At 69.5% G+C, this 22,942-nt stretch carries 23 protein-coding genes; 7 read left to right on the top strand and 16 right to left on the bottom strand.

Annotation, left to right across the window (positions count from 1 at the left end):
• Positions 1 to 37 precede the first annotated feature (37 nt).
• The 4 genes from AC01Y6_RS03040 to nth form a co-directional block, all read right to left on the bottom strand.
• Positions 38 to 1,567 carry a DEAD/DEAH box helicase gene (locus tag AC01Y6_RS03040; RefSeq protein WP_476670168.1) on the bottom strand — a complete coding sequence of 510 codons (1,530 nt, stop codon included), beginning with the start codon at positions 1,565 to 1,567 and terminating at the stop codon, positions 38 to 40.
• Positions 1,568 to 1,638: 71 nt separating this feature from the next.
• Positions 1,639 to 2,850 carry a molybdopterin molybdotransferase MoeA gene (locus AC01Y6_RS03035; RefSeq protein WP_476670166.1) on the bottom strand — a complete coding sequence of 404 codons (1,212 nt, stop codon included), beginning with the start codon at positions 2,848 to 2,850 and terminating at the stop codon, positions 1,639 to 1,641.
• Between the two features lie 6 nt (positions 2,851 to 2,856).
• On the bottom strand, positions 2,857 to 3,996 hold the full coding sequence (locus AC01Y6_RS03030; RefSeq protein WP_347240487.1) for an MFS transporter: 1,140 nt from the start codon (positions 3,994 to 3,996) through the stop codon (positions 2,857 to 2,859).
• A 90-nt stretch (positions 3,997 to 4,086) separates the two neighbouring features.
• Positions 4,087 to 4,749 carry an endonuclease III gene (gene nth / locus AC01Y6_RS03025; protein ID WP_347240486.1) on the bottom strand — a complete coding sequence of 221 codons (663 nt, stop codon included), beginning with the start codon at positions 4,747 to 4,749 and terminating at the stop codon, positions 4,087 to 4,089.
• A gap of 14 nt (positions 4,750 to 4,763) precedes the next feature.
• Here nth and AC01Y6_RS03020 point away from each other — a divergent pair, with 14 nt between their 5' ends.
• Positions 4,764 to 5,129 carry an ASCH domain-containing protein gene (locus tag AC01Y6_RS03020; RefSeq protein WP_476670164.1) on the top strand — a complete coding sequence of 122 codons (366 nt, stop codon included), beginning with the start codon at positions 4,764 to 4,766 and terminating at the stop codon, positions 5,127 to 5,129.
• On the opposite strand, the gene AC01Y6_RS03015 is transcribed toward AC01Y6_RS03020, so the two are convergent.
• Positions 5,095 to 6,834: a GNAT family N-acetyltransferase gene (locus AC01Y6_RS03015; RefSeq protein WP_476670163.1), complete on the bottom strand. Its 1,740-nt coding sequence runs from the start codon at positions 6,832 to 6,834 to the stop codon at positions 5,095 to 5,097. The two genes, AC01Y6_RS03020 and AC01Y6_RS03015, sit on opposite strands and share 35 nt — an antisense overlap.
• Before the next feature lie 3 nt (positions 6,835 to 6,837).
• Positions 6,838 to 8,271 (bottom strand): proline--tRNA ligase, encoded by a 1,434-nt coding sequence (gene proS / locus AC01Y6_RS03010; protein WP_476670161.1) that lies wholly within the window; start codon positions 8,269 to 8,271, stop codon positions 6,838 to 6,840.
• Between the two features lie 32 nt (positions 8,272 to 8,303).
• Between proS and AC01Y6_RS03005 the strand changes: the two genes are divergently transcribed.
• Positions 8,304 to 9,521 (top strand): 2,3-bisphosphoglycerate-independent phosphoglycerate mutase, encoded by a 1,218-nt coding sequence (locus AC01Y6_RS03005; RefSeq protein WP_476670160.1) that lies wholly within the window; start codon positions 8,304 to 8,306, stop codon positions 9,519 to 9,521.
• On the opposite strand, the gene AC01Y6_RS03000 is transcribed toward AC01Y6_RS03005, so the two are convergent.
• From AC01Y6_RS03000 to aroA, 8 genes are read right to left on the bottom strand one after another with little or no spacing between them, the layout of a single operon-like run.
• Positions 9,518 to 10,495: a DHH family phosphoesterase gene (locus AC01Y6_RS03000; RefSeq protein WP_428719648.1), complete on the bottom strand. Its 978-nt coding sequence runs from the start codon at positions 10,493 to 10,495 to the stop codon at positions 9,518 to 9,520. The two genes, AC01Y6_RS03005 and AC01Y6_RS03000, sit on opposite strands and share 4 nt — an antisense overlap.
• Before the next feature lie 12 nt (positions 10,496 to 10,507).
• Positions 10,508 to 10,927, bottom strand: coding sequence for a PIN domain-containing protein (locus tag AC01Y6_RS02995; protein WP_428716548.1), 420 nt, complete (start codon positions 10,925 to 10,927; stop codon positions 10,508 to 10,510).
• On the bottom strand, positions 10,911 to 11,147 hold the full coding sequence (locus AC01Y6_RS02990; RefSeq protein WP_347240478.1) for a DUF6364 family protein: 237 nt from the start codon (positions 11,145 to 11,147) through the stop codon (positions 10,911 to 10,913). The genes AC01Y6_RS02995 and AC01Y6_RS02990 overlap by 17 nt, the downstream gene beginning before the upstream one ends.
• Positions 11,148 to 11,174: 27 nt before the next feature.
• Complete coding sequence (tmpR, locus tag AC01Y6_RS02985; RefSeq protein ID WP_476670158.1) at positions 11,175 to 11,879, bottom strand: bifunctional dihydropteridine reductase/dihydrofolate reductase TmpR; 705 nt, start codon at positions 11,877 to 11,879, stop codon at positions 11,175 to 11,177.
• Entirely contained in the window at positions 11,876 to 12,286 is a 411-nt protein-coding gene (locus AC01Y6_RS02980) for an NUDIX domain-containing protein (RefSeq protein ID WP_428719650.1), read from the bottom strand. Before AC01Y6_RS02980 ends, tmpR begins: the two co-directional genes overlap by 4 nt.
• The gene (locus AC01Y6_RS02975) at positions 12,250 to 13,023 is read right to left on the bottom strand and encodes a CDP-alcohol phosphatidyltransferase family protein (protein WP_428719651.1); all 774 of its coding nucleotides are present in this window, start codon (positions 13,021 to 13,023) and stop codon (positions 12,250 to 12,252) included. The genes AC01Y6_RS02980 and AC01Y6_RS02975 overlap by 37 nt, the downstream gene beginning before the upstream one ends.
• A 2-nt stretch (positions 13,024 to 13,025) precedes the next feature.
• Positions 13,026 to 13,649, bottom strand: a complete 624-nt coding sequence (cmk, locus tag AC01Y6_RS02970) for a (d)CMP kinase (RefSeq protein ID WP_476670156.1) — start codon at positions 13,647 to 13,649, stop codon at positions 13,026 to 13,028.
• Positions 13,634 to 14,923, bottom strand: coding sequence for a 3-phosphoshikimate 1-carboxyvinyltransferase (gene aroA / locus AC01Y6_RS02965; protein WP_476670155.1), 1,290 nt, complete (start codon positions 14,921 to 14,923; stop codon positions 13,634 to 13,636). The genes cmk and aroA overlap by 16 nt, the downstream gene beginning before the upstream one ends.
• Positions 14,924 to 14,992: 69 nt before the next feature.
• Between aroA and AC01Y6_RS02960 the strand changes: the two genes are divergently transcribed.
• Entirely contained in the window at positions 14,993 to 17,608 is a 2,616-nt protein-coding gene (locus tag AC01Y6_RS02960) for a BTAD domain-containing putative transcriptional regulator (RefSeq protein ID WP_476670154.1), read from the top strand.
• On the opposite strand, the gene AC01Y6_RS02955 is transcribed toward AC01Y6_RS02960, so the two are convergent.
• Positions 17,589 to 18,350 (bottom strand): class I mannose-6-phosphate isomerase, encoded by a 762-nt coding sequence (locus AC01Y6_RS02955; RefSeq protein ID WP_476670152.1) that lies wholly within the window; start codon positions 18,348 to 18,350, stop codon positions 17,589 to 17,591. The two genes, AC01Y6_RS02960 and AC01Y6_RS02955, sit on opposite strands and share 20 nt — an antisense overlap.
• A 19-nt stretch (positions 18,351 to 18,369) precedes the next feature.
• Between AC01Y6_RS02955 and AC01Y6_RS02950 the strand changes: the two genes are divergently transcribed.
• The 4 genes from AC01Y6_RS02950 to AC01Y6_RS02935 all read left to right on the top strand — a co-directional run bounded on the left by AC01Y6_RS02950 (position 18,370) and on the right by AC01Y6_RS02935 (position 20,979).
• Positions 18,370 to 19,242 (top strand): SIS domain-containing protein, encoded by an 873-nt coding sequence (locus AC01Y6_RS02950; protein WP_476670150.1) that lies wholly within the window; start codon positions 18,370 to 18,372, stop codon positions 19,240 to 19,242.
• On the top strand, positions 19,242 to 19,922 hold the full coding sequence (locus tag AC01Y6_RS02945) for an endonuclease V (protein ID WP_476670149.1): 681 nt from the start codon (positions 19,242 to 19,244) through the stop codon (positions 19,920 to 19,922). The genes AC01Y6_RS02950 and AC01Y6_RS02945 overlap by 1 nt, the downstream gene beginning before the upstream one ends.
• A gap of 5 nt (positions 19,923 to 19,927) precedes the next feature.
• A complete protein-coding gene (locus AC01Y6_RS02940) occupies positions 19,928 to 20,563 on the top strand; it encodes a lysophospholipid acyltransferase family protein (RefSeq protein WP_347240467.1) in 636 nt (211 codons plus the stop codon).
• 122 nt (positions 20,564 to 20,685) lie between these two features.
• A complete protein-coding gene (locus tag AC01Y6_RS02935) occupies positions 20,686 to 20,979 on the top strand; it encodes an HU family DNA-binding protein (protein WP_347240466.1) in 294 nt (97 codons plus the stop codon).
• 54 nt (positions 20,980 to 21,033) lie between these two features.
• Here AC01Y6_RS02935 and ftsH read toward each other — a convergent pair whose 3' ends face one another.
• Positions 21,034 to 22,914 carry an ATP-dependent zinc metalloprotease FtsH gene (ftsH, locus tag AC01Y6_RS02930; protein ID WP_476670146.1) on the bottom strand — a complete coding sequence of 627 codons (1,881 nt, stop codon included), beginning with the start codon at positions 22,912 to 22,914 and terminating at the stop codon, positions 21,034 to 21,036.
• Positions 22,915 to 22,942: the final 28 nt, after the last annotated feature.

The following is a 22,942-nucleotide window of genomic DNA, read 5'->3' as shown; positions in this document are numbered from 1 at the left end:
ACCACCCCATGCGGGCGCAAGCCCGCATGGGGTGGCCTCACGCCCGGGCCGGGCGCCTCGGGCGGGAAGGGGTCTCCAGGAGGCCTTCCACCCTCCTTACGGGCTCCAGGCGGAGGCCCGCCACCTCGGCCTGGGCCTCGGGGCGGAGGTCCACGTAAAAGCCCCCCTCGGCCTCGGCCACCTTGCCCACCTCGAGGCCTTGCTCCTTGAGAAGGGCCACCAGCCGGGGCAGGGAGAGCCTCGGCCCCGTGGCCTTATGGGTGCGCCAGCCCTCCTCCCCGGTGAGGAGGCTCTTCTCCTTGGGGGCGCCCCCCAGGAGGAGGGCCATGAGGGCGGCCACCACCTCCACCCGGCCCTCGGCGAAGAGGCGGGCGGCGAAGTCCTGGTAGAGGCGGTAGTCCCTCTCCGGCACCCGGGCGAGGCGGGCCAGGAGGTGGTGCCACTTGGCCTCGAGGACCTCCTCCGGGGTGGGCGGGTTCACCCGCTTGAAGGCGCGGCCCACGGCCTTTTCCAGCTCGGAAAGCTCCCGCCTTTCCCGGGGGCCGTAGAGGAGGACCACCTCTCCCCCCCGGCCCGCGCGGCCCGTGCGCCCGGAGCGGTGCTGGTAGGTCTCGGGTTTGTCGGGGAGGCGGTGGTGCACCACCAGGTCCACCTCGGGGATGTCCAGCCCCCGGGCGGCCACGTCCGTGGCCACCAGGACCCGCACCTCCCCCTCGCGGAAGGCCCGCATGACCCTTTCCCGGTCCGACTGGGACAGGTCCCCGTGGATGGCCCGGGCGGCGTGGCCCAGGCGGAGGAGCCCCGCGGCCACCTCCTCGGTCTCGGCCTTGGTCCGGGTGAAGACGATGGCCCGCTTGGGGGCCTTCACGTAAAGGAGGTCGGAGAGGAGCCCCAGGCGGTCGGAAGGCGCCAGGATGGCCTCCTCCTCGTAGGTCACCCCCTCCTCCCGCACCACGTTGATGACCACCGGGCTTCGCATGTAGCGCTCGGCGAGCCTTTTGGCCCAGGAGGGGAGGGTGGCGGAGAAGAGGAGGGTCTGGCGCGAAGGGGGCGTGGCGGAAAGCAGGGCCTCCACCTCCTCCTCAAAGCCCATGGAGAGCATCTCGTCGGCCTCGTCCAAGACGGCGATCTCCACCTGGGAGAGGTCCAAGACCCCTTGCCTCAGGTAGTCCAGGGCCCGCCCCGGGGTGGCCACCACCACGTCCGCCCCCCGGGCAAGCTCCTCCTTCTGCTTGGCGTAGCCCGTGCCCCCGTAGACCGCCACCACCTTAAGGTGCGGCGCCACGGCGGAAAGCTCCGAGGCCACCTGGAGGGCGAGCTCCCGGGTGGGGGTGAGGACCAGGGCCCGGGGCCTTCTTCCCCTTTCCCGGCTCGGGGCGAGCCTTTCGGCGATGGGGAGGGCGAAGGCCAGGGTCTTGCCCGTGCCGGTGCGGGCCTGGCCGATGAGGTCCTTGCCCTCGAGGGCCAAGGGCAGGGCCGCCGCCTGGATGGGGGTGGGGGCGGTGATGCCCCGCTTGAGGAGGGCTTCCTTGATCTCTTCCTTCAGGGGAAAGTCTTTGAACTCCATGCTCTGCCTTTCCGGGCCCACCTGCGCCCGAAAAGGGAGGTAGCGCCCGTAAACCTTTCCAGTTTAGTGAACTAGGGCACGAAAGTCAAGGGGATGACCTCCACCTCCTCCCCCTCGGAAGCGTCCTGGTCGGGGGGCAGGACCACCAGGGCGTTCCCGAAGGCCATGGAGCGGAGGACCCCGCTGCTTTGGTTCCCCGTGCTCCGCACCGTCCCCTCGGCCACGGAGAGCACCCCCCGGCGGAAGACCTTCTTCCCCTTGGCCCCCTTGAAGGGGGTGAGGGCCCGGGCCCGCATGCGGCCGTAGGGGGGGTCGGTGCGCCCAAGGAGCCTAAAGAGGAAGGGCCTCCCGTAGAGGAAGAAGGTGACCATGCTGGAAACGGGGTTCCCGGGAAGGCCGAGGACGGGAAGCCCCCCGAGCCTGGCGAAGAGGAGAGGCCCCCCGGGCTGCTGCCTCACCTTCCAGAAGACCACCTCCCCGTGGCGCTCCAGGACCTTGCGCACCACGTCGTACTCCCCCATGGACACGCCCCCCGAGGTGAGGAGGAGGTCCAAAGGCCCCGCCTCCTCCAGCTTGGCGAGCACCGCCTCCGGCTCGTCCGGGACCTTACCTAAGAGGACGGGCTCCCCCCCCGCCTCGAGGACCAGCCCCATGAGGCTGTAGGCGTTGGAGTTGTAGACCCCGCCATAGGGCAGGGGCTCCCCCGGCTCCACCACCTCGTCCCCGGTGGAGAGGACCCCCACCCGGGGCCTCCGGAAGACCCTGAGGCGGGGGTGGCCCATGGCCGCCGCCAGGCCGAGCCTTCCCGGGGTGAGGAGGTCCCCCCGCCTCAGGTAGACCTCTCCCCGCCTGAGGTCATCCCCCTTGGGGCGGATGTCCTTGGGGGAAGCGGGGGCGAAGAGGAGGACCTCATCTCCTTCCCGCCTGGTGTCCTCCACCCGGACCACCGCGTCCGCCCCCTTGGGGATGGGGGCCCCGGTGTAGAGGGCCACGGCCTCGCCCCGCCCCACCTCGCCGGGGAAGGGCCTCCCCGCCGGGGACTCCCCGATGACCTTGAGGCGCACCGGGCGCTCTAAGGAGGCCCCCAGGGTGTCCTCCGCCCGGCAGGCGTAGCCGTCTATGGCGGTGTCGTCCTGGTCGGGGTGGTCCACCAGGGAGGCGAGGTCTTCCGCCAGCACCCGGCCGAAGGCCTCCTTGAGGGGAAGCTCCTCCACGGGAAGCTTTCCCTGAGCCGCCTCGAGGACCACCTCCAGGGCTTCCTCCACGGAGAGGTTCGTCCGCATCGCACCTCAGTCTACCCGCTTTAGCCCCCGGAAGGCCCAGGGCCAGAGGGCGATGCCCAAGGTATAGAGGGCGAGGGTGGCCCCGAAGAGGAGGTCAAAGGCCCTTAGGCCCAAGGCCCCCTGCACCGCCCCGGAAAGGGCGCTCGCCAGGGCGAAGAGCAGGCTCCAGAGGGCGCTTTCCAGGAGGAAGAAGCCGGGGCGCTCCTCCTCGGCCAGGTAGTCCATGACCAAGGCGGCGTAGACGGGCCCGGCGGCGTTCATCAGGGCCCCCCGGATGAGGAGGGCCAGGGTGACCAGGGGAAGCCAGGGAGCCCAGGCCAGGGCGGCGAGGAAGGGAAGGGAGAGGGCCTGGACGAAGACGATGGCCCCAAGCCGCCCAAGCCTTCGCGCAAGAAGGGGCTGGAGGAGCATGGCCGCCCCCGTGGCCAGGGAGGAGAGGGCGAAGACCAGCCCCGTGGTCCCGTAGGTGAGGCCGAACTTCTCCTTGAGGAAGAGGTTCAGAAAGGGGATGACGAGCCCCGCCCCGAAGCCGATGAGCACCTGGGGCAAAAGGAGCCTGAGCCACGCCCGGACCCGGCCCAGGAAGCGGGGGGGCCTGCCCTCCCCCACCCCGGCGGGCAGGCCCCGCACCAGGGGAAGGCCCAGGAAGAAGAAGGGCAGGGCGAAGAGGAGGACCCACCGCGCCCCGAGGAGGTCCGAGAGGTAGCCCGCAAGCAGGGTGGAGAAGAAGCCGCTCGCCGTGGTGAGGGCGGCCTGGAGGCTGAAGAAGGCCACCCGCTTCCCCTCGGGGACAAGCTGGGCGAGGAGAGGGGCCGAGGCCCCCTGCAGGAGGGCCCCCGCCAGGCCGTAGCCCGCCAGGGAGGGGAAGACCCAAAGCCCCAGGCCCAGAAGGAACCCGCTCCCCACGGCGAGGAAAAAGGCCAGGTAGAGGCTTTTCAGGTAGCCCAGGCGGGGGATGAGGTAGGCCAGGGGCAGGGCGAAGGCCACCCCGGAGAGGAGGACCACCGCCTGGGCCAAGCCGATGGCCTGGCGGGAGAAGCCCAGGGCCTCGAGGTGGAAGTTGAGGAAGAAGTAGACCAGGTTCCCCCCGAAGGACCAGAGGAAGCCTGCCAAGAGAAAGCGGTAGGCGGGAGAGGGTTCGCGCAAAGCGTCTCCTTTCTTATGCCCCTTCTCGCGCCCGGCCTCAGAAATCCCCAAATAGCCCCCCACGCCGGCCCAAGCCCGCGTGGGGTGGCGCTAGACCTCGCGGCTTGGGCAGTGGGGCGCGAGGGGGCAGGCCCCGCAGCGGGGCCTCCTTGCGGTGCACACGTAGCGCCCGTGGAGGACCAGGGCGTGGTGGACGAAGACCCACCGCTCCTTGGGGAAGAGGGCCTCGAGGTCCTTCCCGATCCTCTCCGGGGCCTTGGCCTCCGAGAGGCAGAGCCTCCGGGCGAGGCGGGCCACGTGGGTGTCCACGGCGATCCCCGGCACCCCAAAGGCCGCCCCCAGCACCACGGTGGCCGTCTTCCACCCCACCCCGGGAAGGCGCATCAGGGCCTCCTTGTCCCTGGGCACCTCTCCCCCGTGTTCCTCCACGAGCCTCCTCGCCAGGGCCACCAGGTTCTTCGCCTTGGTGCGGTAGAGGCCGATCTTCCGGATGTAGGGCTCCACCTCCTCCGGGGTGGCCTTCGCCAGGGCCTTGGCGTCGGGAAAGCGGGCGAAGAGGGCCGGGGTGGCCTCGTTCACGCTTTTATCGGTGGCCTGGGCGGAGAGGACCGTGGCCACGAGGAGCTGGAAGGGGTTTTCGTGCCTAAGCTCGGTGCGGGCCCCAGGGTAGGCCTTCTCCAGGGCCTCCAGGATCCTTTGGGCCCGGGCCCTTTTCTCCCTTTTGCCCTCCTCCGGGCACGCCACGCCCTCCACTCTACAATGAGGAGGTGGAAAGGCCCAAGCTCGGCCTCATCGTCCGGGAGCCCTACGCCAGCCTCATCGTGGACGGGAAGAAGGTCTGGGAGATCCGCAAGCGGAAAGCCCACCACCGGGGCCCCTTGGGCATCGTCACCGGGGGGAGGCTCATCGGCCAGGCGGACCTGGTGGGGGTGGAGGGGCCTTTCAGCGTGGAGGAGCTCCTCGCCCACCGGGAGAAGCACCGGGCGGAGGAGGCCTTCCTCCGGGCCTACGCCGAAGGGGCTCCCCTTTACGCCTGGGTCCTGGAGAACGCCTTCCGCTATGAAAAGCCCCTTTACGTCCCCAAAAGGCCCGGGCGGGTCATGTTCGTGGACCTCTCCGAGGTACGGTGGTGAGCCCCCCGTAGCCCACGTAGACGAGGAGGTCCGGGTCCAGGGCGGCCACCACCTCGGGCCGGTGGGTGGCGGCCACCAGGGTGATCCCCGCCTCCCGGCAGAGCTTCCCCAGCCCCAGGGCCACCCGCCTCGCCGTGGGCACGTCCAGGTGGGCGGCGAACTCGTCAAGGAGGAGAAGGTCGGGGCGCTCGGCGAGGAGGAGGGCTAAGCGGAAGCGCTCCCTCTGCCCGGTGGAAAGCTCTTTGGGCCTTGCCCGGTAGAGCACGGCGTCGGAAAGCCCCACCCGGTTCAGCACCTCTATGGCCGCCCCCACGTCCCCTAGCCTCCGGTAGACGGCCTCGAGGATGGGCGCCTCCCCCAGGTCCACCTCCACCTCCCCGGGGATGTAGGCCACCCGCCTTCCCGGAGGGGCCGCCACCTCCCCGAGGTCCGGGGCCTCCCCCAGGAGGAGGCATAGAAGGGTGGTCTTCCCCGCCCCGCTCGCCCCGGCCAGGACCACGAGGCTTCCCGGGGGGATCTCCAGGTCCACGCCCTTGAGGACCGCCCGCTCCAACCGCCTCGCCTTCACCCCGAAGGCGAGGAGGGCCTCCCGCACCTCCTCGGAAAGCCCCGAAAGGTCCAGGTGGCTCCGGTAGGCCTTGTGGACCCCGGCAAGGCGGATGGGGCCCTTTAGCCCCGAAACCCGCCCGAACCGGGGCCTATAGAGCCGCCCCCCGTGGGCACGGGCGTAGGGGTCTTCCTGGAGGAAGCGCTCCAGGTAGGCCTCGGCCTCCTCCGTGAGGGGGTAGAAGAGGACGGGCCTTCCCGAGGCGGTGTCAAAGAGGTAGCGGAAGCCCACCTTCTCAAAAAAGGGGTGGTAGCGGGCCATCTGGGCGATGGTGTAGACGAGGTGCTTCTCCCGCCTCCCCTCGGGGGCCCCCCGCTCCCTCGCCCACTCCAGGGCCACCCGCACGAGAAGCGCCCCGAAGCCCTCGGAGCGGTAGTCGGGGTGGACCACCACCCGGGCGATGCGGGCGGCGGCCGTCTCCACCCGGTCTAAGGCCTTCTCCCAGTCCGCCCCGCCCTCGTAGGTGGGGTGGAACCAGTCCCGGGGGAAGATCTTTTCCCGGATGTCCCGCTCCACGCCCCCAGGGGTCCTCCGGTGCATGCGGGGGATGGGGGGGTCTAGGCGCAGGTAGCCGAGGATCCGGGGCTCAAAGGGGAGGCGCTCCACGAGCTCCAGCACCAGGAAGCGGCTTGCCGGAGTGGAGCCCCGGATCTCCTTGAGCCTGGCCTCCCCGCCGCAGTCGCAGAGGGGCTTGGCGTTGGCGGGAAGGGTCTTGCGGCACCGGGTGCAGACCCAGAGGGCCACCACCTCCTTCTCCGAGGCGTAGTGGAACTGCTCCAGCTCGGCGATGGCCTCGTAATCCCCCTCGTAGGTGGCCTCCCGCGCCCTAAGGCGGTAGCGGTAGGCCTCGCCCCCCAAGGGGCTTTCCCGAACGTGCTCCAGGGTCTTGGCGAAGGGGGGCCAGAGGGGGAAGGCGGCCTCGAGGGCGTACTCCTCAAAGCCGAGGACGGGCTTCTTGAACTCGGTGCGAAGCCTCACCCGCTCCCCCGGCCTCAGCCACTTGGCGGCGTCCCCCGACATCCTGAGGAGGACCCCCCCGGAAAGGAGGACCTCCCCGTACCAGCGCCAGTAGATCCTGCGGCCCAGGACCCGGGGCATGGCCTAGTAGGCCTTGGCGAAGACCACCCGCTTGCCGTAGGCGGAGGGCCTGCCGCAACGGACGCAAGGGCCCTCTTCGGGCTCGGCCTCAAAGGGCACGCAGCGGGTGGTGGCGGTGGTCTCCTCCTGGATGCGCCGCTCGCAGGCCTTGTCCCCGCAGTGGAAGGCCAGGGCGAACCCCTCCTGCACCGCCTCCTTGAAGGCCTCGTAGGTGTCCACCTTGCGGGTGTGGGCCTCCCGGAAGGCGAGGGCCCTTTGGTAGAGCTCCTCGTGGAAGGCGTCAAGCTTTTGGGGCAACACCTCGGGGAGGGCGGCGAGGGGCAGGGTCTCCTTGCCCCCGAGGCGGCTCGCCAGCACCGCCTGGCCCCCTTCCAGGTCCTTGGGCCCGAGCTCCACGCGGAAGGGCACCCCCTTGAGCTCCCACTCGTGGAACTTGTAGCCCGGGGTGTGCTGGTCCCGGTCGTCCAGGTGGACCCGGAGGCCCTGGGCAAGAAGGGCCTGGCGGAGGCCCCAGGCGGCCTCCAGAACCCGCTCGCGGCTTTCCTCCTTGTAGATGGGGACGATGACCACCTGGATGGGGGCGAGGCGTGGGGGCAAAATAAGGCCCCGGTCGTCCCCGTGGGTCATGATGATGGCCCCGATGAAGCGCCAGGAGAGGCCCCAGCTCGTGGTGTGCACGTACTTCACCTGGAGGTCCTTGTCCTGGAACTTGATGTCAAAGGCCCGGGCGAAGTTCTCCCCCAGGTAGTGGCTCGTGCCCGCCTGGAGGGCCTTGCCGTCTTTCATCATGGCCTCAATGGTGGTGGTGTAGACCGCCCCCGCGAACTTCTCCTTCTCGGTCTTCATGCCCTCAATCACGGGGATGGCGGCGTACTCCCGGGCGAGCTTGGCGTAGATGGAGAGCATCCGCCGCACCTCCTCTTCCGCCTCCTCGCGGGTGGCGTGGGCGGTGTGCCCCTCCTGCCAGAGGAACTCGCTCGTGCGGAGGAAGGGCCTCGTGCGCATCTCCCAGCGCACCACGTTCCCCCACTGGTTGAGGAGCTGGGGCAGGTCGCGGTAGCTCTTGATCCACTTGGACCACATGTAGCCGATGACCGTCTCCGAGGTGGGCCGCACCGCCAGGGGCTCCTCCAACTCTTCGCCCCCGGCGTGGGTGACCACGGCGAGCTCGGGGGAGAAGCCCTCCACGTGCTCGGCCTCCTTCTTGAGGAAGCTCATGGGGATGAAGAGGGGGAAGTAGGCGTTCTGGTGGCCGGTTTCCTTGAACATGCGGTCCAGAACCCCCTGGATGTTCTCCCAAAGGGCGTACCCGTAGGGGCGGACCACGATGGTCCCCCGCACGGGCCCGTAGTCGGCGAGCTCGGCCTTTTGGATGACCTCGAGGTACCACTCGCTGAAGTCCTGGCTCTGGGGGGTTAGGCCCTTCTCCTTCGCCATACCCGCCCATCTTACCCCAGTAAAATGGCCCCATGGACCTCTTCCCCGTCCTCGAGGAGCTCGCCCAGAAGACCCCGAGCAAGATCCTCCTCATCGTCTTAGACGGCGTGGGGGGGCTTCCCCTGGAGCCGGGGGGCCCCACGGAGCTCGAGGCCGCCAAGACCCCAAACCTAGACCGCCTGGCGGAGGGGAGCGCCTTAGGCCTCCTCACCCCGGTTTACCCCGGCCTCGCTCCCGGCTCCGGCCCCGGCCACCTGGCCCTCTTCGGCTACGACCCCTTCCGCTACGTGGTGGGCCGGGGGGCGCTTTCCGCCTTGGGCCTCGGGGCCGACTTCCGGGAGGGGGACGTGGCCTTAAGGGGGAACTTCGCCACCCTCGCCGAGGGCAAGGTGGTGGACCGGAGGGCGGGAAGGCCCAGCACCGAGGAGAACCAAAGGGTCGTCGCCAGGCTCAAGGAGGCCATCCCCCGCCTAGAGGACGTGGAGGTCCACTTCTACACCGAAAGCGAGCACCGCTTCCTGGTGATCCTCAGGGGGGAAGGGCTAGAGGACAAGGTGACGGACACCGACCCCCAGAAGCCGGGCCTACCCCCCCTAAGGGCCCAGGCCCTAAACCCGGCCTCGGAGAAGACGGCCCGTATCGTCAACCTGCTTTCGCAGAGGATCCAGGAGGTCCTCAAGGACGAGCCCCGGATGAACGGGGCCCTCTTCCGGGGAGCCTCCAAGAAACCGAGCTTCCCCAGGATGGGGGAGGTCTACGGGCTTACCCCCGCCGCCATCGCCAGCTACCCCATGTACAAGGGCCTGGCCAGCCTGGTGGGCATGGAGGTCCTCCCCGTGGAGGGGGAGGGGGACGCCCTGGAGGGGAAGCTCGAGGCCCTGAGGGAGAACTGGGACCGGTACGACTTCTTCTACTTCCACGTGAAGAAGACGGACGCCATGGGGGAGGACGGGAACTTCTGGGGGAAGGTGGAGAAGATTGAGCTCTTTGACGCCCTCCTCCCCGAGATCCTGGCCCTGGGCCCGGACGTCCTCGCCATCACGGGGGACCACTCCACCCCCGCCCTCCTCAAGGCCCACTCCTGGCACCCCGTGCCCCTCCTCCTGAAGGCCCCCTACCTGCGGGCCGACGGGGCGAGGCGCTTCACGGAAGGGGAGGCCCTAAGGGGAAGCCTCGGCCACCTCCGGGGGGTGGAGCTCATGCCCCTCCTCCTCGCCCACGCGGGGAAGCTCCTCAAGTACGGGGCCTAGAGGTACCCCGCCCGCGTGAGCTCCTCCCGGACGGCCTCGAGGACCACCTCGTAGGCCCGGTCCAGGTCCACCCCCTTCAGGGTAGCCCCGGCGGCGGGCACGTGCCCCCCGCCCCCGAGCCTCAGGGCAATGTTCTGGGCCGAAACCCCGCCCCGGGAGCGGATGGAGACCTTCACCCCCTCTTCCCGCTTGCGGAGGAAGACCGAGACCACGCTCCCCTCCACGTAGCGGATGAGGCCCACGAAGTCGTCGGAGTCCTCCTCTTCCCGCTTGGCGTCCTCGGGGAGGTGGGCGGTGACGAGGAGCCCCCCGAAGTGGAAGGCCACGGTGGAGAGCACCTGCCCCATGAGGCGGAAGTAGGAAGGGGGGCGGAACTGGAGGCGGTCGGTGAGCTCGGCGAGCTTCACCCCATAGCCCAAAAGCTCCGCCGCCACCCGAAGAACCTCGGGCGTGGTGTTGGCGAAGCGGAAGTTGCCGGTGTCGGTGAGGATGCCCGTGAGGACGGGGGTGGCGATCTCCGCCGTCCACCCCACGCCCAAAAGGTCAATGAGGTCCTTCACCATCTGGGCGGTGGCCGCCTTGGAGGGGTCCACCACGGCGAGGTGGCCGAAGCGGGGGTTGGTGCCGTGGTGGTCAATGTTGATGACGAAGCCCTCCACGGGGACCCCCACGACCCGGGAAGGCTCGGCGCTGTCCAGGGCCACCAGGGTGGCCCCCGGAGGGAGCTTATCCACGGGGTCGGAGTACTCCTCCTCCTTGGGGAGGAAGCGGAGGAACCTCGGGGGCTCGGCCACCCAGTAGGCCTCCTTGCCCAGGGCCTTGAGGGCCCTATAAAGCCCCAAGGAGCTTCCGATGGCGTCCCCGTCCGGGTCCACGTGGGTGGCGATATAAACGGGGCCCTCCACCGCCTTCAAGACCTCGGCCACCAGGCGCATCTTGTCCCAGTACTGGGGTTCAGGGGCGTTTCCGTCCACGAAGCTAAGGTATCACGCAAAAGGGTTCTTTACCCGCACCCCCCCGTAGGAAGCAGGGTGGAGGTCCTCGCTCCACACCACCTTGGCCCCCAAAGCCTTCGCGCTTTGCAGGACCATGGCGTCCCAGAAGGAAAGGCGGTAGCGCTCCGAGAGGAGGGAGGCGGAGAGGACATCCTCCAAGGTCGGTAGGTGCAGGCGGGCTTTCCCCAGATCTCCCAGGATCTGCCTGGCAGTTTCCCCATCTAAAGGCTCTGGGAGTTTGCGGGTCACCACCACGTAGAACTCCTGGAGCACCTGCAAAGAGAGGGCTAGCCTTCTCTGCAAAAGAAGGGGCTCCAGAAGGGCGATGGCCCGTGTCCTTTTCTCCGGAGAGGAAAGATCGTAGGCGTAGACCAAGACGTTGGTATCCACGAACTCAAGCCCCACGGGCATGCCGCTCCTCCCGGGAAGGCAAGGCTCCACCCCCGGTACGGTAAAGTCCCCTACGCATCCAAGAGAGTTGACGGGCGAAGGCCTCACCCTCTTCCTCTCCCACGGCCTCCCGCAAAAGGGCCTCCACAAAGGCGTTTAGGCTCTTCCCCCGGCGCAGCGCCTCCTCCCGGGCTCGGCGTACTAGGTCCTCAGGAAGCCTCAGGGTAAGGTTCCGGCCCATGGACACAGTTTAGCACATCATGATGGGCTAAAGGTTCCACCCCCCCGCCACCTCCAGCACCTGGCCCGTGAGGTAGGGCTCGCGCACGAAGAAGAGCACCGCCTGGGCGATCTCCTCAAGAAGGGCGAGCCGCCCCATGGGGATCTCGTGAAGGGGCTTGGAAACCGAGTTCTCCGCCACCCCGGGGGCCACCACGTTGGCGGTGATGCCCGCTTGGGCGAAGCGCTTGGCGATGGCCTTGGTGTAGAGGATCACCCCGGTCTTGGCGATGGCGTAGGGGGTGATGTGGGTCCGGGCGAGGAGGTTGCCCGCCCCGGCGTAGCCCAGGTTCACGATGCGGCCATAGCCCTGCTCCACCATGAGGGGGAGGACCTTCTGGGTGAGGAGGAAGGTGGCGGTGAGGTTGGTGTCCAGGATCCAGCGCCACTCCTCCAGGCTCACCTCCTCTATGGGCTTGTAGAGGTAGTCCCCCACGTTGTTCACCAAAACGCCCACGCCCCCTAAGTGGTAGCGCACCTCTTCCACCAAATGGGCCACCTCCTCTTCCCGGGTGAGGTCGGCCTGGACCTTGATGGCCCTCACCCCGAGGGCCTCCGCCTCCTTCCGGGTGGCCTCGGCCAGGCCCTCGGAGGTGCGGTAGTGGACGGCCACGGCGTAGCCCTCCCGGGCGAGGGCGAGGAGGATGGCCCTCCCGATGCCCTTGGCGCTTCCCGTCACCAAAGCGGTCCTCATCCTTCCTCCAGGTAGCGCTCCAGAAGGGCCCGGGTGAAGGCGTTCAAGGGGTAGGCGAGCCCCGCCTCGGGCTCCACCCAGGCCCACTCCAGGATCTCCTCGTTCGGGCGCACCTCCCCTTCCGCCCGGGCGAAGTAGTTGAAGAGGAGCATGTGGGTGGGCCTGTAAAACTCGGGGCTGAAGATGGCCTCCTGCAAAAGGGCGAAGCGGATGCGGGAAAGGGCGAGGCCCACCTCCTCGCTGAACTCCCGCCTCAGGGCCTCCTCCAGGGCCTCTCCCCACTCCACCTTCCCCCCGGGCACCCCCCAAAGCCCCCGCCACTTGGCCGTGCGCACCAAGAGCACAAGGCCTTCCTTCTCCACCAAGGCCCCTACCGTGGGGATGGGATACTGCGGGCGATCCTCCATAGGTACCAAAGGCCAAGATACCCGCCTTGGAGGAGGACGAAGGTGAGGTAGGCGCCAGGCTGGCGGAAGACGAGAAACACTCCTAGGAAGAAGAGCTGGGTGGTGAGGCCCAGGTTGACCACCCCCGCCAGGGTCCCCTCGTCCCAAAAGCGGCGGGGGTCCAGGCCAAGCCGGCCCGCCAAGCCCGCCTCCAGGGCGGCGATGCCCCGGTCCTGGGGCAGGAAGAGGAGGCGGTAGGCCCCCCTTAAGAGGGCGAGGAGGGGGGTCTCGGGGTCCTGGGCCCCCTCGGGCTCTGGGAGGCCCCGGGCCCTTCGGTAGAGCCTTTCCAGGTTAAAGTCGTAGGACTGGACGAAGGTGAAGACCAGAAAGGCCAGGAGGGCCTTTCCCCACTCCCCCGTCCTCCCCCCGAGGGCCAGGAAGAGGCAGAGGTTGCCCAGGAAGTCCAGCTCCGTGTCCAGGTACCGCCCGAGCTCCGTGACCTCCCCTCTCAGGCGGGCAAGCTGCCCGTCGGCGTTGTCCAGCACGGTCTTGACCTGCAAGAGGAGGGCCGCAAGCAGGTCCTCTTCCCTAAGGACGAGCCAGGCGGCAAGGAGGACCAAGAAGGTGTGAAAGAGGACCAGGTGGTGGGGCCTCACGGGGGTGGGGAGGAGGAGGCGCACCACCAAGTGGGCCAGGGGGCGGTAGAGGACCAGGTTCAAGAACTCCTGGACGGGTCTCGCCTTCGCCCCGGGCACCATGGCTAGTCCCTCACGCGCTCCAGAATCCAGGCCACCACCTCCTCCAGGGTAAGGTCGCTGGTGTCCAGAAGAAGGGCATCGGGGGCGGGGGCGCTTTGGGCCTTGTCCTTCTCGTCCCTCCTAAGGAGGTCCTGAAGGATGGCCTCGTAGGCCTGAGGCCGCTCCTTGGCCCGCCTCTTGGCCCGCACCTCCGGCCGAGCGGTGAGGTAGAACTTGTGAGGGGCCTCGGGAAAAACCGCCGTGCCCATGTCCCGGCCCTCGGCCACGAAGGGCGGGGGCACCTCCTTAAGCCGCTCGTTCACCCAGGCCCGCACCCCCGGAAGCCGGGCCACCTCCGAGACCACGCGGTCCACCTCGAGGGTGTGGAGGCTTGGCGTAAGGTCCTCCCCGTCGGCCAAGACCCGGTTCTCCTTCCCCGGCACCAGGCGCACCCGAAACCCCTGGAGAAGTCCCAAAAGCCCCGCCTCGTCCCCCGGGTCCACCCCGGCCCTCAGGGCGAGGAAGGCGGCCGCCCGGTAGAGGAGGCCGCTGGAGAGGTAGGGCACCCCCAGGGCCTCGGCCACCCGCCGGGCCGCGGAGCTCTTCCCGGAGGCCGAGGGTCCGTCTATGGTCACGATGCCGCGCATAGCCCCTTCAGGTCCTGGAAGAAGCCGGGGTAGGAGATCTCGGCCCACTCCGGATCCCAGACCCTAACCCCCACGGGCAGGCCCGCCACGGCGAAGGCCATGGCGATGCGGTGGTCGTGGAAGGGCTCCACCTCCCCGGGCCGCACCCCCCCGCCCCGGATCCTGAGCCAGTCCGGGCCCTCCTCCACCTCCACCCCGAGGGCCCGGAGGTTCCTGGCGATGGCCGAAAGGCGGTCCGACTCCTTCACCCGGAGCTCGGACAGGCCCGGGATATGGGTCTCCCCTTCCGCCCAGGCGGCGGCGGCGGCCAGGATGGGCACCTCGTCCACCATGAGGGGGATGAGGGAAGGGTCCACGGAAACCCCCTTTAAGGGGCTATACCGGGCCCGCACCCACCCCACGGGCTCCCCCGCCTCCCCCTCCAGCACCTGCCACTCCAGGTCGGCCCCCATGGACCTGAGGACCCGGAGGAGGCCGGTTCGGGTGGGGTTGAGGCCCACCCCCTCCACCACCACCTCCGAGCCCGGGGCAAGGAGGGCCGCCACCAAAAAGAAGGCCGCCGAGGAGAAGTCCCCGGGCACCACCAGGTCCTTGGCGGGAAAGGGACCGGTCCTTTGGGTGCGGATGCGGTTTTCCTCCACCCAAAGGGGCAGGCCGAAGTGGCGGAAGAGCCTTTCCGTGTGGTCCCGGGTGGGTAGGGGTTCCTCCACCTCCGTCATCCCTTCGGCGAAGAGGCCGGCGAGGAGGAGGGCGCTCTTCACCTGGGCGCTGGGGACGGGAAGGGAATAGCGGATGCCCCTCAGGGCTTGGCCCCGCACCGCAAGGGGCGCCTTCTCCCCCCTCTCCCGCCCGTCCACCCTCGCCCCCATGGCCCGAAGGGGCTCCACCACCCTCCCCATGGGCCTCCGGCGCAAGGAGGCGTCCCCGGTGAGCACGGCGAAAAGCCCCTCCTGCCCGGCGAGAAGGCCCAGGAGGAGGCGGATGAGGGTCCCGGCGTTGCCGCAGTCCAGGACGTCCTCCGGCTCCTCCAGGCGGAGGCCCCGCCCCCGCACGAGGAAGTGGGGACCCTCCTCTACGATCTCCGCCCCGAGGGCCCGAAGGACCCGGGCCGTGGAGAGGGTGTCCCCCGCCTTCAAGGGGTAAAGGAGCCTCCCCTCCCCCTCGGCCAAGGCCAAGAGCATGAGGCCCCGGTGGGTGACGGACTTGTCCCCGGGAACCCGCAAGACCCCCCGCAGAGGGCCGCAGGGAGGGAGGTCCAGAAAAGGCCGGTCCATGACTTCATAGTCTCGGGGCGGGGAGGGGGTCTGGTCAAGGGCGGACCTTGGCTAGAATAGAAGCCAAGCATGGCCCTGGCCTGGTCAAGCCCGGTCTACCTGGAGAGGAAAAGGCTTTTAGACCTCCTCCCCGAGGAGCCGGGCTTTTGCGTCTGGCTCGAGGCCCCGGCGGGCTTCGGCAAAAGCGTCCTGGCCGGTCAGCTCGCCGCCAGGCTTGGCCTCCGCGCCCTCTGGGCGAGCGCCCTTTTGGGGGAGCCGAGGGCCCTTCTGGCCGAGGCCCTGGGCCTTCCCCGGGAGGCCCCCTGGAACGCGGTGGTGGCCGCTTTAGGGGAGGCGCCCTCCCTCGTGGTCCTCGAGGACCTCACCGGGGAGGAGGCCCTCTCCCCCCTCCTCCGCACCCTACCTTGCCTCTTGGTCCTGGCGAGCCGCAAACCCCTCCCCTACCCCGAGCTCCCCAAGCTCCTCGCCGAGGGAAGGCTCGTCCACCTCCAGGCCCCAGACCTCGCCTTCACCGAGGAGGAGGCGGAGGCCCTCTTCGGGGGGCGGGAGGGGTGGCGGGAGGCCCACCGGGCCACGGGGGGCTGGGCCCTGCCTCTCTTCCTCTCCGCCTTCACCGGAAGGTCCCCCGAGCCCGAGGCCCTCCTCCAGGGCCTGCGGGAAAGCCTCTCCGGGGAGGAGTTCCGGGAAGGCCTCCTCCTCGCCGCCCTGCCCCTTCTCCCCTCCGCTCACGCCCTCCCCGTCACGGAGGGCCTCTTCCGGAAGGGCCTCCTCCAGCGGGTTCCCGCGGGCTACCGCCTCCACCCCCTCCTCCGGGGGATGGCCCTCAGGACCCTGGGGGAGGAGGTCCGGGAGGCGGTGCGGGGGGCCGAGGGCCGGCTTCCCCCGGAGCTCCTGGCCGAGGCCCTCTTCGGGGCGGGGCTCGAGGAGGAGCTCCTTGAGCTCGTGGAGAGGCCCATCCCCCTCCCCATCCCCGCGGAGAGGCTCGTGGCCTGGGAGGGCGTGTTGCGCCGGGGCGGCCCCCGGGCCCGGCTCCGCCTGGGGGAGGCGTTGCTCCAGGTGGGGAGGCGGGAGGGGTTCGCCCTCCTCGAGGCCCTGGCCGCATCCCCGGACCCCGGCGTGGCCCTCACGGCCTCCGGCCACCTGGCCTACTACCTGGCCGACCCCCTTCTGGGCCAGGACCTGGGGGCGGCCCGGGCCCACCTGGAACGGGGCCTGGCCCTCTTGGACCGCGTCCCCCCCGAGCTCGCGGGCCGCTTCCTCAACGACGCAGCCCGGGTCCCCTACGAGGAGGGGAGGCTCCTGGAAGCCGAGGCCCTCTTGGAGGAGGCCTTGAGGCGGCTTCCCTTGGAAAGCCCCTACCGCCTCGCCCCCCTCACCAACCTGGCCTTCCTTCGCTTTGAGCGGGAAGGAAGCCTCCTCGGGCGGATCGCCGCCTTGGAGGAGGCGGTGGAACGCCTCGGGCCCCTCGGGCCCGCCAACCTGGCGGGGCACCTCCGGGACCTGGGGCGGCTCTACCTCCTCCTCGGGGAGAGGGAGAAGGCCCGGGAGCACCTGAAAAGGGCCCAGGAGGCCGAGGGCCACCCCCTGGCCGCCCTCGAGGCCCGGATGCTCCTCGCCCACCTGGAGGAAGACGCCGAAGGGCTTTCCCGCCTGGTGGCCCAGGCGGAGCTCTTGGAGAACCCCTACCTGGTGGCGCGGGGGCGGGCCCTCCTCGCCGGGCTCCGCCGGGACCCGGGCCTCCTCCAGGGCCTCCAGGGCTTCCTCCCCGCCCTCGCCCGGGCCCTCCTCCTCGAGGACCCCGCCCTCCTCCCTCCCTACCCCGAGGAGCGGGAGGAGCGCCTCCACTGGCACGCCGCCCGCTACCGCCTCCTTCGGGAGGAGGAAGACCTCGAGGCCCTCCTCTCCCTAACCGACGCCAAGGAGCGGGTCCTCCCGGGCCTCGTCCCCCTAGGGCTCCTCCCCCGGAAGCGCCCGGAGCTCGCCCGGGCCTACCCCCTGGGGGAGGTCCTGAGGAGCGGCTGGAAGGAGGCCGTGGCCCTGAGGCTCGCCGAAATCCCCCCTCTCCAGGTAGAGGTCCTGGGAACCTTCCGGGTGAGGAACCCCTTGGGCGGGGTGGAGCTCAAGGGCAAGGAGCAGGCGGTCTTCGCCCTCCTCCTCCTGGGGCTTCCCCGGAAGGAGGTGGCCTTCGCCCTCTGGCCCGACCTCTCCGAGGAGGCCGCCCTGAACAACCTCTACGTCTGGCTGAACCGTCTCAGGAAGGCCCTCGAGCCCTGGGGTGTCCCCACCTACTTGGGCGAGGAAGGCCTGAGGCGGGTGGACTGCGACCTCCACGCCCTGGAGGAGGCCCTAAAGCAGGGGGACGCAGAGAGGGTCTACGCCCTTTACCAAGAGCCCCTCTTCCCCGGTCTGGACCACCCCCTCCTGGACCGGAAGCGGGAGGAGGTCTTCCACCGGGTGCGGGCCCTTCTCCTCAAGGGCGGGGAGGCGCGCTATCTGGAGCGGCTCCTGGAGCTGGACCCCCTGGACGAGGAGGCCCTCCTCCCCCTGGTGGAGGGGTGCCTGGCCCGGGGGCAGCGGGCCCGGGCCCAAGCCCACCTGGAGCGCTACCGGAAGCGGCTCTGGGAGGAGCTTGGCGAAAAACCTTCCCCCAGGGTAGAGGCCCTCCTCAGGCGCCTCTTGGGCTAGCCCCCAGGACGAGCCCTTCCCCTTCCAGGAGGGCCTCCTCTTTGGCCTCCAGAAGAAAGGTGGCGAAGGGCCGCAAAACCCTCTCCCCTAGGCGAGCCTCCCCCTCTAGGAGGGTGAGGATCAGGGGAGCCTCCGGCCTCAGGGCAAGCCGCCCCTTTAGGGGATAGCGGTAGAGGCAGAAGTAGGGGGTGGAAAGGAGCCTCTCCCCTCCCTCCACGGGCTCGGGCCTCGCCTCGGGAAGAGGGGTGGGCTCCAGGAGGGCCACCTCCAGGGCCTTCTCCAGGTGGAGCTCCCGGGGCCTGCCGTAGTCGTAGAGGCGGTAGGTGAGGTCCGAGGGGGTTTGGACCTCGTAGACCCGGGTGCCCGGGCCCAGGGCGTGCACCACCCCCGCGGGCAGGTAGACCACCTGGCCGGGCTCCACCCGCACCCGCCGGAGGACCTCCTCCAGGCGGCCCTCCTCCGCCCGCCTCAGCGCTTCCTCCCGGGCCACGGGCTGGCCAAAGCCGTAAACGATCTCCCCCGAGGAGAGGACGTACCAGGCCTCGTACTTGCCCGGCTTCCCCTCCACCCTTAGGGCGTAGGCGTGGGGCGGGTGCACCTGGACGGAAAGCCACTCCGCCGGGTCCAGGAGCTTCACGAGAAGCGGCTCCTCGCAGAGCCACACCTCCCCGATCCCCGGGCCGAAGCCCAGGGCGCTTCCTCCCCAGATGCGGGCCACGGGTTTGGGCGCGAAGAGGCGCACGGGGTTTAGCATAAGGGGTATGCGCGACCTGGACCGGGAGGAAACCTACCTGGCCGACCGCCGGGGCCTGGCCTTGGAGCTTCGGGACCTGGTGGGCACGGGCCCCGTGCCCCCCGAAGCCTACCCCGGCCCCCACGGGGTCCTGGCCTACGGGGAGGGGTGGTTCGCCGCCCAGCTCCTCTCCCTCCCCGAGTGGGTGGAGGAGGGCACCCTCTTCCTCCTGGAAGGGGGGTACGACCTGGGGGAGGCCGCGGCCATGGGCCTCCTGGCGGAGTCGGGAAGGGCGCGGGTGGTGCGGGTGGGCTTCCGGGAGGGCGGAGAGGTCTACCTGGCCCCCAGCCCCTTAAGCCCCTACCGCTACCTCCGCTTCCTCCTCCTCGCCACCGGGAGGGAGGAGGCCCTGGAGGAAGTGGACCAGGCCCTCCTCCGGGAAAGGCGGCGCCTCGCCCCCGAGGTGCCCCTGGAGGAGAACCCGGCCAAGTTCCTGGCCTACACCCTCCTGGAACGGCTTCCCCTCTTCTATAGCCCCTTCTTTCGTCCCCTGGAGGGGGCCGCCCAAAGCCTCTTCGCCCGCATCGGCAAGAGCCTCTCCTTGACCCCGCCCCATAGCGCCCTGGAGTTCTTCCTCACGGGCCTCGAGGCCCGCCACGAGCAGGGGGACTCCCTGGCGGCGGTCCTCTTAGGAGGGGGGGAGGCCGCCTCCTTGGCCAAGGAGATCCTGGAGACCCGGGTGGACGCCCTCGCCGAGGTGCCCGCCCCGGAGGGGAGCCGCCTCGCCCAGGCCATGGCCCTCTGGTACCGCCTGGCCTGGACCGCCTACTACCTCGCCCTCCTCTACGGGGTGGACCCTTCGGACCAGGAGGTGCTGGAGAGGCTCCGGGAGGCGAGCTAGTGGAAGTCCCCCCCTTTCCCCGCCCCGGGAACCTAGAGGAGGCGGCAAGGCTCCAGAAGGCCCTCGCCGCCCGGGTGAGGGTGGAGGGGAGCCTCGAGGGGGTAAAACGCATCGCCGCCCTGGACGCCTCCCACAAGCGGGGGAAGCCCCTCTTGGCCGTGGCCGTCCTTTACCACCTGGAAAGGGGGCCCCTCTTCGTGGGGAAAGGCCTCCTCCCCGAGGCGGAGCTCTTCCCCTACATCCCGGGCTTTCTCTCCTTCCGGGAGGCCCCCGCCTACCTCCTGGCCCTGAAGGCCCTCCCCGAGGCCCCGGAGGCCCTCCTCGTGGACGGGCAGGGCATCGCCCACCCTAGGGGCCTAGGCATCGCCAGCCACCTGGGGGTCCACCTGGACCTACCCAGCATCGGCGTGGCCAAAAGCCTCCTCTTTGGCCGCCTGGAGAGGCCTCTCCCTCGTGAAGCGGGAAGCGCCGTCCGCCTCCTCGCCCCGGATGGCAGGCCCATAGGCTACGCCTACCGGAGCCGAGCCGGGGCCAAACCCCTCTACGTCTCCCCGGGACACCGAACTGGGCTGGAGGAGGCCCTGGCCTTCGTGAGGCGCCTTCCCACCCGCTACCGCCTTCCCGAGCCCCTGAGGCTCGCCCACCTGGAAGCCCTCCGCGCCCTCCGGGCCTTAGACTGAGGGGCGTGGAGGCCACGAAGCCCAACCCCGTCTACCGGGCGGCCTGGCGCCTGGCCCGGTTTCTCCTCCACCTCCTTTTCGGCTACCGGGTGGAGGGCGCGGAAAGGGTGCCCCAGGTGGGCCCGGTGATCCTGGCGGCCAACCACCTCTCCATCCTGGACCCCATCGCGATAGGGGCAGGGGTGCGGCGGCCGGTGAGCTTCCTCGCCCGGGCGGATGTCTTCCGGCTCCCCTTCCTCTCCTGGCTCCTTCCCCGCCTCTACGCCATCCCCGTGGAGCGGGGCACAGGAGACCTCTCCGCCGTGAAAAGCGCCATCCGCGCCCTGGAAAAGGGCATGGCCTTCGGCATCTTCCCCGAGGGCACGAGAAGCCGGAGCGGAAAGCTCCAGCCCTTTAAGACCGGGGTGGCGGCCATCGCCTTGCGCGCGGGCGCCTCGGTGGTGCCCGTGGCGGTCATCGGCACGGAGGAGGCCTGGCCCGTGGGGAAAAAGCTCTTCCGGCTCCGCCGCCCTATCCGGGTGGTCTACGGGGAACCCATCCCCGTTCCAAGGAAAAGCAAGGTCACCCACCAGGAGCTGGAAAACCTCACCCGGGAAATAGAGGCCCGGGTACGGGAACTTCTCCCCCCTCGCTACCGCTAGAGTCAATGCTTCCGCTATCACATATAGCTATACACAAGTATAGAAATGGGCAGGGGTATTGCGCGAGGACCTTAAAGCGTGATATATTCCGCCCGGAAGGGAAAAGGGAAAGGAGGTAAAGAATGGCAGCAAAGAAGACGGTAACCAAAGCGGATCTGGTGGACCAGGTGGCCGCGGCTGCGGGCCTCAAGAAGAAAGACGTCAAGGCGGCGGTGGACGCCTTCCTGAGCAAGGTGGAGGAGGCCCTGGCGGCGGGCAACAAGGTGCAGCTCACCGGCTTCGGCACCTTTGAGGTGCGCAAGCGCAAGGCCCGCACCGGCGTGAAGCCCGGCACCAAGGAGAAGATCAAGATCCCCGCCACCCAGTACCCCGCCTTCAAGCCGGGCAAGGCCCTCAAGGACAAGGTCAAGAAGTAAGCTATTCCCTTCCTCCGGGGAGGAAGTCCTCCCCGGGTTATCTCTTCATGGCGCCTAAACCCCGCCCAAAGCCCCGCCGGGCTTGACCTTGGGGACCACCCGGGGAGCCTCCCTTTCCTCCCTGGGCTCCGGGGCCTTGGGCTCCTCCAGGGGCAGGCCCTCCACCACCCTTTGGAACTCCTCGGCGGTCAGGGTCTCCCGCTCCAGGAGGGTCTCCGCCACTCGCTCCAGGACTTCCCGCTTCTCCGTGAGAAGGGCCTTCACCCTCTGGTACTGCTCCTCAATGAGGCGGCGCACCGCCTCGTCTATGCGCTTGGCCGTCTCCTCGGAGTACTGGCGCACGTCGTAGCCTCCCAAGTAGGTGTCCTCGCGCACGGCGTAGGCCACGGGGCCGAACTCGGGGTGCATGCCCCACTCGGTGATCATGCGGCGGGCGAGCTCCGTGGCCTGGCGGAAGTCGTTCTCCGCCCCGGTGGTCACGTCCTCAAAGACCAGCTCCTCCGCCGCCCTTCCCGCCAGGGCCACGGCGATCTGGTCCAGAAGCCGCTTCCTGGACCAGTGGAGCATGTCCTCGCGCCTGGGCATCATGAAGCCTAAGGCTCTCCCCCGGGGCACGATGGTCACCTTGTGCACCCCGTCGGCGTGCTCCAGGAAGTGGGCCGCCAGGGCGTGCCCCGCCTCGTGGTAGGCGGTGATGCGGCGGTCGCGGGGGGTGAGGACGAGGCTCTTCTTGGCCGGGCCCATCATCACCCGGTCGGCGGCCTCCTCGAGGTCTTTCATGGTGATCTTCTTCCGCCCCTCCCGGGCGGCGAGGAGGGCGGCCTCGTTCAAGAGGTTCTCCAGGTCCGCCCCCACGAAGCCCGGGGTGCGCTTGGCGAGGAGGGCCAGGTCCACGTCCTCGGCCAGGGGCTTCCCCCGGGCGTGGATCCTCAGGATCTGCTCCCTGCCCCGGACGTCGGGGGCGTCTATGGCGATCTGGCGGTCAAAGCGCCCGGGGCGGAGGAGGGCGGGGTCCAGCACATCCGGGCGGTTGGTGGCGGCCATCACAATGATAGTGGAGTCCTTCTCAAAGCCGTCCATCTCCACCAGGAGCTGGTTTAGGGTCTGCTCCCGCTCGTCGTTCCCGCCCCCCACCCCGCTTCCCCGTCTCCTTCCCACGGCGTCAATCTCGTCTATGAAGACGATGCAGGGGGCGTGGCGCTTGGCGGTCTCAAAGAGGTCCCGGACCCTCGCCGCCCCCACCCCCACGAACATCTCCACGAAGTCGGAGCCCGAGGCGGTGATGAAGGGCACCCGGGCCTCCCCGGCCACGGCCCGGGCGATGTGGGTCTTCCCCACCCCCGGAGGCCCCACCAGGAGGACCCCCTTGGGGATCCTGGCCCCCATCTCGTGGAAGCGGCCGGGGTTTTTGAGGAACTCCACGATCTCCCTAAGTTCCTCCTTGGCCTCCTCCGCCCCGGCCACGTCCTTGAAGGTGACCTTGGGGGCCTCGGTGAGGACCCGGGCCCGGCTCTTGGTGAAGCTGAAGGCGGAGTCCGAAGGCCCGGCCCGGCCCGTGCGGGAGAAGTAGTAGAGGGCGCCGATGAGGAGGCCCACCAGGAGGAGGGGCCAGAGGAAGCCCAGGGGGCTTTGCCCCTGAGGAGGTTCCACCCGCACGCTCACCCCCTTTTGCATCCAGGCCTCGAGGGTGGCGTTGTCGGGGGGGCTTGCGGCGTAGGTGGTGAAGGTGGAGCCGTCCACCAGGGTCCCCTGGATGCGGGTCTCTCCCGAGCGCACCACCACCTCCTTCACCCGGCCCGCCTTGAGGTCCTCGAGGAAGGTGGTGTAGTTCACCCCACCCCCGGTGCCGCCCGTGGTTCCCGCCAGGCTGAAGGCCCACGCCAGGAGGAGAAGGCCGAGGAGGAAGATCAGGAAGTTCAAAGGCAAACGGGACATGTCTTTCCCTAAGGTACACGAAAAGAGG

Source organism: Thermus sp. (assembly GCF_056332225.1).
The sequence above is the reverse complement of the archived record's forward strand: the minus strand, read 5'-3'. Positions and strand labels throughout refer to the sequence as shown.

Coding starts and splice junctions, on each gene's coding strand:
- proS (WP_476670161.1), bottom strand. CDS start 8,271: ATGGCGAAGGAGAAGGGCCTAACCCCCCAGAGCCAGGACTTCAGCGAG.
- AC01Y6_RS02935 (WP_347240466.1), top strand. CDS start 20,686: ATGGCAGCAAAGAAGACGGTAACCAAAGCGGATCTGGTGGACCAGGTG.
- AC01Y6_RS03015 (WP_476670163.1), bottom strand. CDS start 6,834: ATGCCCCGGGTCCTGGGCCGCAGGATCTACTGGCGCTGGTACGGGGAG.
- aroA (WP_476670155.1), bottom strand. CDS start 14,923: ATGGACCGGCCTTTTCTGGACCTCCCTCCCTGCGGCCCTCTGCGGGGG.
- ftsH (WP_476670146.1), bottom strand. CDS start 22,914: ATGTCCCGTTTGCCTTTGAACTTCCTGATCTTCCTCCTCGGCCTTCTC.
- AC01Y6_RS02990 (WP_347240478.1), bottom strand. CDS start 11,147: ATGGGCCGGAACCTTACCCTGAGGCTTCCTGAGGACCTAGTACGCCGA.
- tmpR (WP_476670158.1), bottom strand. CDS start 11,879: ATGAGGACCGCTTTGGTGACGGGAAGCGCCAAGGGCATCGGGAGGGCC.
- AC01Y6_RS02980 (WP_428719650.1), bottom strand. CDS start 12,286: ATGGAGGATCGCCCGCAGTATCCCATCCCCACGGTAGGGGCCTTGGTG.
- AC01Y6_RS02995 (WP_428716548.1), bottom strand. CDS start 10,927: ATGCCCGTGGGGCTTGAGTTCGTGGATACCAACGTCTTGGTCTACGCC.
- AC01Y6_RS03035 (WP_476670166.1), bottom strand. CDS start 2,850: ATGCGGACGAACCTCTCCGTGGAGGAAGCCCTGGAGGTGGTCCTCGAG.
- AC01Y6_RS02975 (WP_428719651.1), bottom strand. CDS start 13,023: ATGGTGCCCGGGGCGAAGGCGAGACCCGTCCAGGAGTTCTTGAACCTG.
- cmk (WP_476670156.1), bottom strand. CDS start 13,649: ATGCGCGGCATCGTGACCATAGACGGACCCTCGGCCTCCGGGAAGAGC.
- AC01Y6_RS03005 (WP_476670160.1), top strand. CDS start 8,304: ATGGACCTCTTCCCCGTCCTCGAGGAGCTCGCCCAGAAGACCCCGAGC.
- AC01Y6_RS02960 (WP_476670154.1), top strand. CDS start 14,993: ATGGCCCTGGCCTGGTCAAGCCCGGTCTACCTGGAGAGGAAAAGGCTT.
- AC01Y6_RS02950 (WP_476670150.1), top strand. CDS start 18,370: ATGCGCGACCTGGACCGGGAGGAAACCTACCTGGCCGACCGCCGGGGC.
- AC01Y6_RS03040 (WP_476670168.1), bottom strand. CDS start 1,567: ATGGAGTTCAAAGACTTTCCCCTGAAGGAAGAGATCAAGGAAGCCCTC.